The sequence below is a fragment of the Rhodobacteraceae bacterium Araon29 genome, assembly GCA_039640505.1.
Classification (GTDB): Bacteria; Pseudomonadota; Alphaproteobacteria; order Rhodobacterales; family Rhodobacteraceae; genus CABZJG01.
In genome coordinates this window covers 2,761,028-2,774,891 of record CP046865.1, presented here as the reverse complement: position 1 = coordinate 2,774,891, position 13,864 = coordinate 2,761,028, and the positions used below count along the sequence as shown (strand labels likewise).

General features: G+C 51.4%; 13 protein-coding genes. 7 read left to right on the top strand and 6 right to left on the bottom strand.

Annotation, left to right across the window (positions count from 1 at the left end; translation table 11 throughout):
* The first annotated feature begins 54 nt into the window (after positions 1–54).
* Positions 55–1,617, top strand: coding sequence for a sulfatase-like hydrolase/transferase (locus tag GN278_13325; GenBank protein XAT61648.1), 1,563 nt, complete (start codon positions 55–57; stop codon positions 1,615–1,617).
* Positions 1,618–1,780: 163 nt separating this feature from the next.
* Complete coding sequence (locus GN278_13320; GenBank protein ID XAT61647.1) at positions 1,781–1,936, top strand: hypothetical protein; 156 nt, start codon at positions 1,781–1,783, stop codon at positions 1,934–1,936.
* Between the two features lie 283 nt (positions 1,937–2,219).
* Here the strand turns inward: GN278_13320 and GN278_13315 are convergent, their stop codons facing one another.
* Genes GN278_13315 through GN278_13295 form a run of 5 tightly spaced genes read right to left on the bottom strand, consistent with a single transcriptional unit; the run spans position 2,220 to position 7,456 of the window.
* Positions 2,220–3,155: a phosphotransferase gene (locus GN278_13315; GenBank protein ID XAT61646.1), complete on the bottom strand. Its 936-nt coding sequence runs from the start codon at positions 3,153–3,155 to the stop codon at positions 2,220–2,222.
* The gene (locus GN278_13310; protein ID XAT61645.1) at positions 3,152–4,441 is read right to left on the bottom strand and encodes an aminotransferase class III-fold pyridoxal phosphate-dependent enzyme; all 1,290 of its coding nucleotides are present in this window, start codon (positions 4,439–4,441) and stop codon (positions 3,152–3,154) included. The genes GN278_13315 and GN278_13310 overlap by 4 nt, the downstream gene beginning before the upstream one ends.
* Positions 4,438–5,295 (bottom strand): MBL fold metallo-hydrolase, encoded by an 858-nt coding sequence (locus GN278_13305; GenBank protein ID XAT61644.1) that lies wholly within the window; start codon positions 5,293–5,295, stop codon positions 4,438–4,440. The genes GN278_13310 and GN278_13305 overlap by 4 nt, the downstream gene beginning before the upstream one ends.
* 11 nt (positions 5,296–5,306) lie before the next feature.
* A complete protein-coding gene (locus GN278_13300) occupies positions 5,307–6,653 on the bottom strand; it encodes an aminotransferase class III-fold pyridoxal phosphate-dependent enzyme (GenBank protein ID XAT61643.1) in 1,347 nt (448 codons plus the stop codon).
* A complete protein-coding gene (locus tag GN278_13295; GenBank protein ID XAT61642.1) occupies positions 6,650–7,456 on the bottom strand; it encodes a helix-turn-helix domain-containing protein in 807 nt (268 codons plus the stop codon). The genes GN278_13300 and GN278_13295 overlap by 4 nt, the downstream gene beginning before the upstream one ends.
* 115 nt (positions 7,457–7,571) lie before the next feature.
* On the opposite strand from GN278_13295, the gene GN278_13290 reads away from it, so the two are divergent.
* From GN278_13290 to GN278_13270, 5 genes are all read left to right on the top strand, one after another.
* Complete coding sequence (locus tag GN278_13290; protein ID XAT61641.1) at positions 7,572–8,516, top strand: tripartite tricarboxylate transporter substrate binding protein; 945 nt, start codon at positions 7,572–7,574, stop codon at positions 8,514–8,516.
* A 70-nt stretch (positions 8,517–8,586) separates the two neighbouring features.
* Positions 8,587–9,126, top strand: a complete 540-nt coding sequence (locus GN278_13285; GenBank protein XAT61640.1) for a tripartite tricarboxylate transporter TctB family protein — start codon at positions 8,587–8,589, stop codon at positions 9,124–9,126.
* An 11-nt stretch (positions 9,127–9,137) separates the two neighbouring features.
* Positions 9,138–10,652 (top strand): hypothetical protein, encoded by a 1,515-nt coding sequence (locus tag GN278_13280; GenBank protein XAT61639.1) that lies wholly within the window; start codon positions 9,138–9,140, stop codon positions 10,650–10,652.
* Between the two features lie 3 nt (positions 10,653–10,655).
* Entirely contained in the window at positions 10,656–12,140 is a 1,485-nt protein-coding gene (locus GN278_13275) for an aldehyde dehydrogenase family protein (protein XAT61638.1), read from the top strand.
* Positions 12,137–13,369 carry a UPF0261 family protein gene (locus GN278_13270; protein XAT61637.1) on the top strand — a complete coding sequence of 411 codons (1,233 nt, stop codon included), beginning with the start codon at positions 12,137–12,139 and terminating at the stop codon, positions 13,367–13,369. Before GN278_13275 ends, GN278_13270 begins: the two co-directional genes overlap by 4 nt.
* Here GN278_13270 and hpaR read toward each other — a convergent pair.
* Positions 13,366–13,803, bottom strand: a complete 438-nt coding sequence (gene hpaR / locus GN278_13265; GenBank protein XAT61636.1) for a homoprotocatechuate degradation operon regulator HpaR — start codon at positions 13,801–13,803, stop codon at positions 13,366–13,368. The two genes, GN278_13270 and hpaR, sit on opposite strands and share 4 nt — an antisense overlap.
* Positions 13,804–13,864 lie beyond the last annotated feature (61 nt).

The following is a 13,864-nucleotide window of genomic DNA, read 5'->3' as shown; positions in this document are numbered from 1 at the left end:
GAGCTTTCTGGCAGCATGGAGCCTAACCAGTCACAAACCAAGTGGTAATATACGATGGCTAAACAACCGAATTTCCTTTTCATTATTACCGACCAACAACGTGCCGATTGGCTGGGTTGCTATGGTCACCCCATTTTAAAAACCCCGAATATCGATAAAATCGCGTCACAAGGCACACGGTTTGATAATTTCCATACTGCGTCTCCGGTGTGCATGCCCAACAGGGCGTCACTTTTGACTGGTCGCTATCCCAGCTTACATGGGCTCCGTTACAATGGCTGCACCCTGCCTGAAAATGCGACAACATTCGTCGACTTGCTTGCAGACAACGGATACAACACCGCTACAATTGGCAAGAGCCATCTGCAACCTTTTACAGATTTGCAACCAATGGCTCGAAACATTGGAACCTCCACCTCGACGACTGAAGCTTGGAAAAAAGAGCTGCCAACGCAGTACCAAGAAGCACCTAGCAACTATCAAGGCGAAGACGCCTACGAAATAAGAACGCCCTACTACGGGTATAAACATGTAGATATGGTGACCAGTCACGGCGATCGCTGCGGCGGGCACTATCAACAGTGGTTTCGGAAAAACGCGCCTAATTGGCAAGCGCTCCACGATCCTATTAATGAGCTGCCGCATAACTATTCTTGCCCACAAGCTTACAGAACACCCATTCCTGAGGATCTATACCCAACGGCGTATGTTCGGGATCGAACAATTGATTATATCCAATCTCAAGAAGACGAAGATGCTCCGTTTTTTGCCTTTATCAGCTTTCCCGATCCCCATCATCCGTTTAATCCGCCTGGAAAGTACTGGGATATGTACAGCCCTGAGGACTTTGACGTTTCGCTTCCCTTCGATGCACACCAGAACCCAACCAAGCCCATGCGTTGGCTTTATGAAAACTGGAAGTCGGGTGTCGCGCAAGTGACCGCACAAACAGCGATGATTCTGACCGACCAACAATTGAAAGAAGCCATGGCCCTGACCGCAGGCATGATGGCATTTGTGGACGACGCTGTCGGAGACATCGTGACAGCGCTTGAACAAAGCGGCATGATGAACGATACGGTCATCTGCTATAATTCAGACCATGGTGATTATCTGGGAGACTACAATATGCTACTGAAAGGCGCGTTGCAGTTTCGGAGCATAACCCGTGTGCCGTTTATATGGTCCGATCCTGACCGTCGTACACCATCTGCAAGCGACGCGCTGTGCTCAACAGTGGATTTGGCCAGTACGATCCTTGAACGCGCGGGTATTGAGCCCTTTAACGGTAATCAGGGCTTGAGTTTTCTGCCTGCTACAAAAGGTGAAGACGGACCACGTAAAGAAGCGCTGATTGAATATAATGATGGTGGAAATCGCCTTGGATTTGAGGCCCCTGCAAGGGTGCGATCATTGGTGACCGATCGCTGGCGGTATTCCGTTTACCGCGATCAGCCTTGGGGGGAATTATATGATCTGAAGAACGACCCCTATGAAACCCACAACTTATGGGATGATGAGGCCCATAAGAAAATTCGCGCTCACATGTCCGAACGGTTGACCCACCACTTAATTGCACAAATGGATGAAAGTCCGATGTCAGATCGCTTAGCTTAGTAGACACAACGATGGTCACTGACCTTTCCCCCTAAATTAGCACCACGAATTTGGTAAAAATTTCTTAAGGAGGAATTGGAATGGCATGAAAAAAGCCTCCATCAGAGACGCCTACTTGGAATGCTTTAACTGAGTACAAACAGAATCTAACAGTGATCAACCGATGCTATCTAAGACATTGGGCCGAACCATAAGTGCTCGTGTGCGACTTGTTGCAGTTTGGGCCAAACGTGTTGCGCTGGGGATTCTTGAAAAGCATGGATGGCTTGTGGCGCTAGAGGCAGGAACTGTAGTGCGCGGGGTTCATGCCGGGTTCTAAGGGGAGGCTGAGTGGATTTGATGGCGCACTTGTATGAAAATGGCAATGGCGCTACCTACCGAATGTAAAGGCTGTGGCAGAAGCGGCTGAGGGCTTTGACTTTATTTAAATTGCTGCTTTTGGCCCTTAACTGCTGTTTGACTAGTCGATAGCCTGACCTAACGCTTATCAAAAGCGGAAGCCCGTTAGTTTCCTTCAAAGACTTCTTCCAAAGGTTCCATTCACGCACTCAGCTAAGCTGGGCACAAGATGTCTCAAGTTGCCTTGGTGTGTTAACCAGCCATCAGAGCGTTGCCATATAATCTCTGATCAAGTCTTCAGTTTGGACGACAAAACGGGTATTCCGCTTGCCGGTCGGGTCTTCTGCGGAGCGGGAAATGTTCCAGCCGACATAAGTCGCCGCTCTTAATGCAAGAAAAAGTGGTAAATGTGTCACGTCCAGTGGGCGCAACGATGTATAGCCATCAATCAAGGCTTCGCTTAGCGCATTATAGTCGGATGCTGCGTTGTGCTTGAGGAGCGCGGTAGCAACCTCGAATAACCGAAATCCAAATCCCCCATCGTCAAAATCGATAAAGTGCAGTGTATCGGTTGAGACCATAATATTCGCGGGCACCAGGTCAGCGTGGATCAAACCGTAGTCGAGCTTTGGCGCGATGGTGGTGAGTTTGGATACCGCGTATTCGCGAAATGCCACAAACTGTGTTTTTTGCTCAGTAGAAAGGGCGGCATTCTCCCAGAACCGATCCCAAAGCGGCGCATCTCCCAACAACCCTTCAGAATTCCAAGCTGGGCGGTCGCAATGGACGGATTGAGGCCAAGCATCAATCGCATTATGCATGCGGGCCATGTCATAACCAATCTGTCGGAACAAAGTCTTGCGGGTCGTTTGGTCCATGTTTGGCAAGGCCGCATCCAGGGTCTCGCCGTGTAGCCATGTCAGCACATCGACCTGCACTTCATCAACTATCTGGAGGTGTGACCCGTCAAGGCTCGCGATTGGGGCGGGCACCGACAGTCCCGCGCGATCCAGCATGGCCATCCAATCTAGTTCAGCTAGCAATTCTCTGTTGGTTCGATAGCCTTTCCTGTGCAATCGCAATGCATAACAGTGCTGGTCATTATTGACGCAGAATACCGTGTTCTCACGTGCCGCTACTAGGATGACAGTTGCTCCATCAAGCCCCCAAAACGTAAGAGCTTTCTCGGCCGTGTTCATGGGTTTAACCGGGTTTCAGACAGAACAGTTTCGAGCGTATCGAAGAGCAATTCCGCGTTCTCTTTCGAAAATGGCATTGGAGGGCGAATTTTCAGGGTATTCTTGTAACGGCCCAGTTTGGACAAGATAATCCCGCGGTGCCGCAGGGCGTTGATGACACGGTCGGTGAACTCGGATGCGGGCACTTTGGTAGCGCGATCTTTAACCATCTCGGCACCGAATATCAGGCCAGAACCGCGTACATCACCGATTACTTCATGGCGCGCAGCGAGGTCATCCATTCGCTCACGGGCGTACTCACCGACAGAACAGGCATTGGCGACAAGACCTTTGTCGTCGATTTCATGCAATACAGCCATTGCAGCCGCACAAGATACGGGGTTGCCACCGAAAGTGTTGAAATATCGGTAGCCTTTGCGAAAGGCGGTCACAACATCGCCATTCGCGACGACGCCACCTACGGGATGACCGTTAGCCATAGGTTTGCCAAGCACCACTACATCGGGCACTACGCCCATCTTTTCATGGGCCCACATATGGGTGCCGGTGCGACCAAACCCCGATTGGACTTCGTCACAAATTAACAGGCCGCCTGCTTTGCGCACTACCTCGGCCACTGATTTGAGCCAACCATCTGGATGGTCAGGAAACCCTTCGTTTAGAAAGTAAGGACAAACAACTAGGCAGGCAAAGCCGGTGCCGTCCTCCTCTAGCCCGGTAATCTGGTCGGCCACTTTTGCAGCAAAGATTGTTCCATCGGGATCTGGGTGACGGTAGCTGTCTGGCGCCTCCACAAAACGGAAATACTGACCAAGGCCAAAACCCACGGTAGGGACATTAGATTTGCTGAGTTGGCTGACAAGTGACGTGTTGCCATGGTAGGTGGCGTCCGTCGCGATGATGCCGCGCTTGCCTGTCATCGTCTCGGCCATCCGCAGGGCGATGTCGTTTGCCTCAGATCCCGTGCAAGTCAGGATTACTGTATCAAGGTTCGCGTCCATCGTTTTAGTGAGGCGTTCAATATAGGATAGGATGCCTTCGTGCAGATAGCGCGTGTGTGTGTTTAGCGTTCTGGCTTGATGGCAGATCGCATCCACTACCCGCGGATTGCAATGTCCGACATGGGGGACGTTGTTATAGCAGTCCAGATACTTGTGCCCGTCCGCGTCCCAAAGCCAAACGCCCTCGGCTTTTACAAAATGGACCGGATCGTCATAAAAAGTCGAGATGTTCGGCCCTAAAAGTCGAATTCGATCAGCGAGCAATTCTTTGACCGGTCGAGTCATAGATCGATCTTTATGCCGTCTTGGCCAATGATCAGCTCACCCTCATAGTGGCCAGCGCAGGCTTCTTCCCAGTCTTTTGGCCCATAGCCTGGATCGTCAGACGGGATGAGATGGGACAACGCCAACCGCTTTGCACCTGCATTGGCCGCTGTAATGGCCGCGTCGTGGGCAAATGTATGCGAACGCAGCCAGTGTTCCATCAGTTTTTCTGACCCGTTCCCGATGCGCGCCATCAAAGCGGGTAATGCGGACTCCAGCATTGCTTCGTGTATCAAGAGATCCGCACCGCGCGCAAAATCTTCAAGAGCTTCTAGCCGAGCTGTGTCACCGGAGAAGACAACATGCGTCTGGTTTGTCTTAAATGATAGGGCAAAAGTATCGATCAGAGGTGGATGTTCGGTTCGAATAGCCGAAACTGAGACACCTTCTCGCTCCATTACGTGGCCGGCGTCGATCACGTGGATTTCTACGAGGTCTCGCAAATCTGGGCGACCTTCGTCTTCTATACGAAGATCAATGTCAGCCTTCATCGAAGCAAGGAACCCAACCCAATAGTCGTCAATGCCAGCAGGGCCATAGATGTCTACTTTGGTCTTTAGGCCTGCAGTCCATGCGGTGTGAAGCAAAGGCCCGAGTTCGAGGTAATGGTCTGAATGCAGATGCGAGATGAAGATCAAGGAGAGATTACGCAACTGAATTCCCTGATCAATCAATCCTTTTGTTACCCCAAGCGCGCAATCAAAAACCATGAGTTGTCCATTTAGAACAATAAGGTTCGAAGTGGGCAAAGAAGAGCCGGTGCGGACAGCAGGGCCGCCTTTGGTGCCCAACAGGGTTACATAATCATTGGTCATAGTGGGGCCTTTCAAATAGCAGCAAAACCAGCATCGAGCGCAGTTAGTATGGTGATGGCGTCAGCTTCGGATAGCACCAAAGGCGGCGAAAGAATTAGGTTCGGGCCTGAGACGCGGACCATTGCGCCATTCTGATAGGCGACCTCCTGCACTGTCTGTGCAGTGCCCCCATCAATCGGTTTCTTGGTCGTGCGGTCGCTGACCATTTCCATCGCAGTCATCAGGCCGTGTCCGCCACGTACATCACCGATCACGTTGTATTTCTTCATCAGTTCCATGCATCCGTCATAAATCTGGGTGCCACGTGCGGCGGCGTTTTCGATCACGTTCAGCCTTTTGGTTTCTGCCAGACAAGCGAGTGCAGCCGCAGCACCTACCGGGTGCCCAGAATAGGTGTAGCCGTGGCCGATTTTGGCGTCAGGGTTACCTTCGAACACATCGATCATCCGTTCCCCTAGCATGACTGCACCAAAAGGGAAGTAGCCGTTAGTAATGGCTTTGGCGGTCGCCATCATGTCAGGTTGAATTCCCCAAAGACGCGCACCAGACCATGCGCCAGTGCGACCATAGGCGGTGATGACTTCATCGGTAATAAGTAGAATGCCATTGCGGTTACAGATTTCCTGCACAGCTGGAGCAAAGCTATGGTGGGGCGGAATTACACCTCCTGCGCCAAGAATAGGCTCCATGATCATCGCTGCGATCGTGTTAGCACCTTGAAATGCGATCTCGTCTTCAAGCGCCTGCAGGCAAAGCTGCGCCAATTTTTCTGGATCCGTTTCGTTAAAAGGATTGCGGTAAGTATAAGGTGCGGGAATATGGAAGCAGCCGGGCAGCAGGGGTTCGTAGGCATTGCGAAAGTTCGCGTTTCCGTTGACGGATGCGCTTCCGATGTGGGTGCCATGATACCCTTTTTTAAGGCTCAAAAATTTGGTGCGCCCCGCTTCACCGCGCAATTTGTGATATTGTCTTGCGAGGCGAAGGGATGTCTCGACGCTGTCTGACCCGCCAGAGGTAAAGAACGCGCGGCTGAGGCCATCAGGCGCGAAGAATTCGCTGAGCTCAAAAGACAGTTCGATGGAAACATCATTGGTTGTGCCGCGGAAAGTCGAATAATAAGGCAGCATGTCCAGCTGCTTTGAGATTGCATCCTTTACTGGTTGGCAGGAATAGCCAAGGTTCACGTTCCAAAGACCACCGACGCCATCGACTACACGGTGCCCGTCAATGTCAGTGATGGAAACGCCGTCGCTGCAAGTGATAATCTTGGGTGGGTTGTCGGTGCTATCTTGGGGAGATGTCATCGGATGCCACATCAAGCGGCCATTGTTTTCTTTCAGAAAGTTTGAGTCTTTCATAATGTTTGTTCCAATTCGCTCGAAAATGAGAGTGTACGGGCCCATGAATCCTCAATTTGGGAGGGAATTTTTCCACCCCAATTGCGGGTTATGTCGCGTGCGGCGATGACCAATTCTGATTTTATTTTCTCTTCAATGTCACGTGAAAACCGTGACGCTACGCAGGCTACCGCAACGGTGCCGGCAAGACCGTGGTGGTCAAACAAAGGAGCGGACACGCCCTGGATTTCAGCTTCATAGCTTTGATTGGCGTAGCCAAAACCGTTGGCGCGGACAGTATTCACATTGGATGTAAGACTATCCTCGTCGATTGGTGTATGTTCGGTGAATTTTTCTAAGGATGCAGCAGCCACCTCGAACAATTCGGTGGGCCCAAAAGCCAATGCGCACAAACCTGATGCCGTCGCATGTAGTGGAAATATATTTAAGTCAATGACCGCTCGGATGCCATTTTTGGGTGATTCACAGTGACACAATCCGTACAACGTTTTGCCTGACAAGACCGTCACATGTGCTGTTTCGCCGGTGGCGCCCGCGAGAATTGACAAGGCGGATTTTGCTCCATCTTTTCGCGGAACTGTTTCTTCACGGACCTGCGCTAGTTGCAATAAAGCAGGGCCAAGCCGATATTGCTTCGTCGTTGAATTCTGTTCAACAAATCCAGCAGTTTCAAGGGCCTGGAGGTATCTGTAAGTCGTCGACTTGTCCCGCCCAGCGATGCGACACAACTGCGACAGCCCAATCTCTGGCCTAGTGGCAGAGAAATGTGAAAGAAGCATCAATGCTTTGACGGCAGAAGACATTCAGATCCTTTCTCGTTGGCAGGAATAAAAAAAGTTTGACATAAGATAATTAACAAGGCAACCTTTTTTGTAATACAACGGTTTATTATTTGAACCACACTTCAGGGAGAAAAAAATGTTTAAGCTAACCAAATCTGTTACGGCAATTGCGCTTGCCGTGGCTTCCTTCTCGAGCGCTGCGAAAGCGGAATACCCGGAAAAACCTGTTGAGTTCATCGTGCCATGGCCTCCTGGTGACCTCGAAGACGTGCTGACGCGAATGATTGCGGAAGATTTCTCGGAAGCTTACGGCGTCCCAGCAGCTGTTGTTAACAAGCCCGGCGGTGGCGGGGGTCCGTTCCCTGGTGCGATCGAGGTTGCGAACGCGCCGGCTGACGGTTACACGGTCGGGTCGTTCATCATCGCTATCCCCGTCGTCGGTCCGCAGATCGGTATTCCTGAGCTAAACCCCGACCCATTCGTACCGCTTGGTAACTTCCTCACATACCCGTTTGTGATCGCCGCTGGTGGGAATGCCGAGTATTCCACAATGAAAGAGCTGGCGGCTCATGCGAAGGATAACGATGTCGTCTTGGGTCACTTCGGGGCACCGCTAGTACCAACGCAGGTCACCATGGGTTTGGCCAAGGAAATGGGTTTCTCCTATGCCTCTGACGCAGCATTTGATATGCTCGATTGCAACACATTGGCTTCTGGCGACGTAGACGTGATCAACACTACTCTGCAGCTGATCCTGCCATGCCTTGACGACCTTAACGTGTTGGCCTCCATCGGATCCGAGCGAATTTCGCTGACACCTGACGCGCCAACTGTTGCTGAACTTGTTCCTTCGCTCAACGTCGCATTGTGGAACGGTCTGTTCGTCCATGCGGATACGCCTAAGGATGTACAAGAAAAAATCATTGCTGTTGCTAAAGAGACAGTTATGTCTGAACGCGCGCAGGCTCTGGCTGCTGAAACTGGCGCTTCGGTCTACTGGCAGTCTGCCGAGGAGGTAGAAGCGCAGATCGCTAAGGACATCGAAACCCTCGCTGGTATCGAAACGATGTTGGCCGAGTAATCACTGAACATTTGGTCGGGCAGTCTTGGCGCTGCCCGGCCTTTTTTATTCTGATGAACGGACATTGCCTTTGTCGCGCGTGAAAAAACTCCAAACCTTATTCAAACGCTACCGCAGACCGGGGGATATTGTGTTTGCTTGGGCAGTTTTGGTGGTATCTGTTTTTCTTTTGTCGCAACTGATGGATCAAACAGCGTGGCGCAACGGTGGTAAGCTGTTTGCACAGCCGCGATTTTGGCCCGCCGTTTCGCTAGGTAGTATGGCCCTCTTTGGAGCATTCCATTTGATAGGATCAGCCCTGTCCGAACGCATTGAAGGGCGTTGGCAAGAAGTTTGGCTGTGGATCACATCGCTTGAATATGCTGGCTGGTTTATCGGTTATGCCTTCTTAGTGCCATATGCGGGTTATTTGCCGTCGACAATATTGGTTGCTATAGCGTTGACACTAAGGGTTGGCTATCGAAAGCTGTCAACACTTAGCATCGCTGCGCTTTCTGCATTCATTATTGTCTTGCTGTTCAAGATATTTCTCAAGGTCAAATTGCCATCTGGCCTGATCTACGAAAGTCTGCCCGACGGGCTTCGCCAGATTATGTTGACCTATTTTTAAGGGGCACTCGCATGGAAAATCTAATTGCCGGACTTGAAATGTTGGCCCGATGGGATGTTGTCGTTGCACTTTTGGTCGGTGCAATCGGAGGTGTCATAATTGGAGCCATCCCAGGTGTAGGCCCCGCTGTCGCAATTGCGATATTGTTGCCCGCAACATTCTCACTTGATCCGATTGTGGGGCTAACGGTTCTGCTCGGTATATATGGATCTTCGATGTATGGTGGGGCGATCCCTGCGGTGCTGATCAACACGCCAGGGACGGCCGTGAATGCTTTAACTTCCTATGATGGCTACCCAATGACTGAGCGAGGAGAGGCTTATCGTGCTGTGTCATTGGCTTATTCTGCGTCTTTTTGGGGTGGCATTTTCGGCATTCTGTGTCTGATATTGCTATCACCGGTCTTGGCGTTGATCGCGCCGATGTTTGGCTCTCGCGAGATTTTTCTTGCTGCCTTGCTCGGTATTATTCTCGTCATTCTAGCACACCGAGGACAAATCATGGCGGCAGGTCTGCTGGCGATGTTCGGGGTTTTTCTGCAAACAGTTGGCCTTGACGCAGTGACATACACACAGCGCTATACATTTGGTTTTTCGTTCTTATCCTCCGGCATTAATCTGATTGTTGTGGTGCTTGGACTGTTCGCTTTGTCCCAGGCTTTCTTCTTGTTGACCGCGCCAGACAATATTCCAAACACCAAACCCGTAACAGGTCGAATAGGTGCGGGTATCAAAGAACTGCTTGGTCACAAGCGGATTGCCACCGTTGCCTCCGGCTTTGGTGTGATTTTGGGGATGATCCCTGGGACAGGCGAGTTCACCGCTCAATTCATGTCTTACACCTATGCTCAGAAGACGTCTAAACAACCTGAAACATTCGGGAAAGGTTCCCCTGAGGGTTTGATCGCGTCCGAGGCCGCCAACAACGCCGTGCCCGCCGCTGCGATGATCCCGCTCTTGGCACTCGGCATTCCCGGCGAGGCGCTGACTGCGATGATGCTATCGGTGTTCTACGTTCACAATGTGATCCCAGGCCCGCAACTTTTCCAAAACAACATTGATCTGGTTTACGGCCTGTACTTCGCGTTGATCGCTTTAAACGTCATAGTGTTGGTGTTCTTATTGTTCTCGACAAACCTACTGACCAAAATAATCCGCATACCTACGCGGTTTCTTGGGGTGATGATTCTGCTATTGTCGTTCGTGGGCGTTTATTCCCTTCGCAACTCATTGACTGACTGTATGCTCGCAGCCGGCTTTGGTTTTTTGGGCTTTGTCTTAAAAAGATTGAATTTGCCGATTGTGCCAATCATTCTTGGCATGGTTTTGGGCGGTATTATGGAAGTTAAATTGCGTTCGGCACTGCCGCGCCTCAATACCCCGATGGATATGATCGACCGACCCATCGCAGCCATTCTGTTTGGGCTGATCCTTTTGGTTTTGGTTCTTCACGTCCGTACGCTTATGAGGGAATTACGCCACCCGCCGGAAGGCGACCATGATTTGCACGATAGCCAGATGAGATAACCAATGGACCAATCCAAAATTGATGCGCTCCGCGCTCTGCCAGTTGCCGCCTTTGATCACCTAATCGATGGCAAAAAGGTGCCAGCTTCTGATGGCGGGCGAATGAATGTTGTCTCTCCCATAGATGGCGTGATCTTGACCACGACGGCCGCTGGCACTGTCCCAGATATGGAAACCGCCATAGCTTCAGCACGCGCCTCGTTTGAGGATGGCCGTTGGGCCAATCAACCTCCCGCTGCCCGTAAGAAAGTCCTGATGAAGTGGGCTGATTTGATCGAGGCCAACGCGTTGGAACTGGCTGTTCTTGGAGTGCGCGACAACGGGACAGAGATTGGAATGGCACTGAAGGCCGAGCCAGGTTCAGCCGCTACAACCATTCGATATTACGCGGAAGCTCTGGATAAGATCTATGGCGAGATCGCCGCTACCCCGAACGATATACTTGGAATGATCCACAAAGAACCAGTGGGTGTTGTGGGGGCTATTATCCCTTGGAATTTCCCGATGATGATCGGCGCATGGAAACTGGGACCTGCCTTGGCCATGGGCAATTCTGTTGTTTTAAAACCTTCCGAAACCGCATCTTTGTCGCTGATGCGCATGGCGGAACTGGCTCTGGAGGCTGGCTTACCGCCTGGCGTGCTGAACGCGGTAACCGGCGAAGGTCGTGTAGTGGGAGAAGCCTTAGGCTTGTCAATGGATGTGGATGTTTTGGTTTTCACGGGGTCTGGGGCCACTGGCAGACGATTGATGGAATACGCCGCGCGTTCGAACATGAAGCGCGTTTATTTGGAGTTGGGTGGCAAGTCCCCAAACATAGTTTTTACTGATGCCCCGAACCTAGATGAAGCTGCAAAGGTGGCTGCTGGAGGCATCTTCCGAAACTCAGGTCAAGTCTGTGTGGCAGGGTCGCGGCTGTTAGTTGAGGCTTCTATTCATGATGAATTTGTTGCTGCAGTCGTAAAAGCGTCGGAGGCGATGCGGGTCGGCGATCCGTTAAAATTGGACACGCATATAGGGGCAGTCAATTCCGAAGCGCAGTTAAAGGCAAATCTAAGCTTCGTTGAAACTGCTAAAACGGAGGGTGGTCAGATCGTCACCGGCGGTGGACGTATTTTGGAGGAAACCGGCGGATATTATATGGCTCCAACAATTGTAACGGGCGTGACCCGCGATGCCACGCTGAGCCAGAAAGAGGTATTTGGGCCGGTGTTGGGCGTCACTCCATTCGAAACCGAAGATGAGGCAATCGCACTGGCGAACTCCACAGTTTATGGACTGGCAGGGGCTGCGTGGACCGCTAATCTTGGGCGCGCGCACCGAATGGTTCGCTCGGTACGAACCGGCGTCATGCACATCAATACCTATGGAGGTGCAGATGGAACGGTACCTTTGGGCGGTGTAGGGCAATCTGGAAACGGGTCGGACAAGTCGCTGCACGCCATCGAAAAATATGTGAACCTTAAAACTGCGTGGATTAAACTATGAGTGAAAAAACGATCTTGGTCATTGGGACCTACGACACGAAAGATGACGAGTTGGGTTTTCTGTCAGGTGTGATCCGTGACCAGGGTGGTAGGATTGTGACGATGGATGTTTCGGTCTTGGGGAATCCATCGCAACCAACAGATTATTCAAAACATGATGTTGCCGAAGAAGGTGGAAGTTCCATCCAAGATGCTATCGACAGTAGTGATGAAAACCTTGCGATGCAGATCATGGCTAAAGGAGCAAGTTTGCTGGCCACCCGTTTGTATAATGAGGGAAAATTCGATGGGATGATCGTGCTTGGTGGGACGATGGGTACCGATTTAGCGCTAGATGTGGCTTCGGCGCTGCCTCTTGGCGTGCCGAAATATATTGTCTCAACCGTATCTTTTTCGCCTTTGATCCCTGCCGAGAGACTGGCGGCAGACACTCAAATGATCCTTTGGGCTGGCGGGCTCTATGGATTGAATTCGGTATGCAAGGCGTCTCTATCTCAAGCGGCGGGAGCAGTATTGGGGGCGGCGAGTGCTGTACAAAAGCCAGATCCAGAAAAGCCGCTCATCGGTATGATGTCATTAGGAACTTCGGCGCTTAAATACGTCATTCCCCTCAAACCAGCACTAGAAGAACGCGGCTTCGAAGTAGCTGTTTTTCATGCGACAGGTATGGGTGGTCGCGCCCTCGAAAGCCTCGCACGGCAAGGCGCCTTTGCCTGTGTCTTCGACTTTTGCACTCAAGAGCTGGGGAACCATGTGAACGGCTCAAACATTTCAGCTGGTGGGGACAGGCTGACCAATGCCGGCGCAAATGGCACGCCACAGATTGTAGCGCCAGGTTGTTATGATCTGGTCGATGTTGTGGGATGGCAGCCCATCGACAGCAAGTGGGATGCGCATATGAAACATGCGCATAATCGCCTGTTGACTTCGATTGTTTTGGAAGCCGAGGAAACCAAGCTAGTGGCCCGAGCACATTGCGAACAAATGGCTAAAGCCAAAGGGCCCACCGCCTTGATTCTGCCTGAAGATGGTCTTGGCGAATGGGATCGCGAAGGCGCGGACCTGCACAACCCAGACGGCTTGGCCGCGTTTCTGGCGGAGGTCGAAGCGAATATTCCCGCTAACGTCACAACCCATCGGATCGCGTGTCACATTAACGACCCCAGTTTTGCGGATAAAGCGCTTGAGATCTTCGACCAATGGCGCGCTGACGGCACCGTTGCCGCTTAACGCTGAGCGCCCGGGTCCAATCGTGTTAAGAGATCAAGGAGCGTTTCGTAATCATCTTGTCCCAGTTTCTTCTTGAAACAAGCAACAATGTCGGCGGCTTGTAACGAATGATCATCTATGATCGCCTGCCCGGTATGGGTAATTTCGATAAATTGGCGGCGGCGGTCTTTGTCATCTCTGGTCTGTGTCACCAGCCCTTTTTTGCGCATGGTGGCGACGATGCGGGTTAAGCTGGGAAATAGAAGACTTGATCGATCTGCAAGTGTTTTGGTATCCATTCGTCCAAACTCTTCGAGGACCCTCAACACCCGCCATTGTTGTTCGGTAATTCCTGTAACAGAAAGCATCTCACGGATCGGAGACATGACGCCTTCGCGGGCCCGAATAAGTGCGATGGGGAGGGATCGATTTGTGGAAGGAAGTGATTTAGCCATAAAACCTCAAAAGCCTCTGCGGGGAACTGTTGACAACCATTATGTCTACAAATTAACTTCA

Excerpts from the sequence above, each read along its gene's own strand:
- GN278_13325 (XAT61648.1), top strand. The coding sequence starts at position 55 with ATGGCTAAACAACCGAATTTCCTTTTCATTATTACCGACCAACAACGT.
- GN278_13320 (XAT61647.1), top strand. The coding sequence starts at position 1,781 with ATGCTATCTAAGACATTGGGCCGAACCATAAGTGCTCGTGTGCGACTT.
- GN278_13315 (XAT61646.1), bottom strand. The coding sequence starts at position 3,155 with ATGAACACGGCCGAGAAAGCTCTTACGTTTTGGGGGCTTGATGGAGCA.
- GN278_13310 (XAT61645.1), bottom strand. The coding sequence starts at position 4,441 with ATGACTCGACCGGTCAAAGAATTGCTCGCTGATCGAATTCGACTTTTA.
- GN278_13305 (XAT61644.1), bottom strand. The coding sequence starts at position 5,295 with ATGACCAATGATTATGTAACCCTGTTGGGCACCAAAGGCGGCCCTGCT.
- GN278_13300 (XAT61643.1), bottom strand. The coding sequence starts at position 6,653 with ATGAAAGACTCAAACTTTCTGAAAGAAAACAATGGCCGCTTGATGTGG.
- GN278_13295 (XAT61642.1), bottom strand. The coding sequence starts at position 7,456 with ATGTCTTCTGCCGTCAAAGCATTGATGCTTCTTTCACATTTCTCTGCC.
- GN278_13290 (XAT61641.1), top strand. The coding sequence starts at position 7,572 with ATGTTTAAGCTAACCAAATCTGTTACGGCAATTGCGCTTGCCGTGGCT.
- GN278_13280 (XAT61639.1), top strand. The coding sequence starts at position 9,138 with ATGGAAAATCTAATTGCCGGACTTGAAATGTTGGCCCGATGGGATGTT.
- GN278_13275 (XAT61638.1), top strand. The coding sequence starts at position 10,656 with ATGGACCAATCCAAAATTGATGCGCTCCGCGCTCTGCCAGTTGCCGCC.
- GN278_13270 (XAT61637.1), top strand. The coding sequence starts at position 12,137 with ATGAGTGAAAAAACGATCTTGGTCATTGGGACCTACGACACGAAAGAT.
- hpaR (XAT61636.1), bottom strand. The coding sequence starts at position 13,803 with ATGGCTAAATCACTTCCTTCCACAAATCGATCCCTCCCCATCGCACTT.